We start from the raw sequence: 559 nt of genomic DNA on the forward strand, positions 1-559 counted from the left end.
CTCGACCTTCAGGCACTGCACCGCGTCCGCTATCGATTGGTCGGTCAGCGTACCGGCGTCATCAATCAGATCCGTGCGTTCCTGCTGGAGCGGGGCATCGCCGTGCGGCAAGGCCTGCATTCCCTGCGGTTCGAGTTGCCGGGCATCTTGGCGACACGCATCGATGTCCTCTCGCCTCGCATGTTGCACATCATCGAGGGCCTGGTGGAAGACTGGCGCCGGCTGGATCAGCGTATCGAGAGGCTATCTAGCGAGATCGAAACGCTGGCCCGTCAAGATGAGGCCTGCCAGCGACTGATGACGGTGCCTGGTATTGGCCCGATCATCTCGAGCGCAATGGTGGCCGCGATCGGCGCTGGAGACGTGTTCTCGAAAGGCCGCGACTTCGGCGCCTGGCTTGGACTTGTGCCGAAGCAGACATCGACCGGCGACCGCACGATCCTCGGCAGTATATCAAGGCGCGGCAATCGCTACCTGCGCGCGCTGTTCGTGCAAGCCGCTTGGGTTGTGCTGGTCAAGATCAGGTGTTGGGAGCGCTATGGCCTCAACTCTTGGATCC

1 protein-coding gene is annotated in these 559 nt (G+C 62.3%); it reads left to right on the plus strand.

The window, feature by feature from the left end:
* The coding region (locus IVA95_RS06750) for an IS110 family transposase (RefSeq protein ID WP_247509803.1) at positions 1-559 on the plus strand (559 nt) is incomplete at both ends.

This window comes from Bradyrhizobium sp. 157, assembly GCF_023073815.1.
Classification (GTDB): Bacteria; Pseudomonadota; Alphaproteobacteria; order Rhizobiales; family Xanthobacteraceae; genus Bradyrhizobium.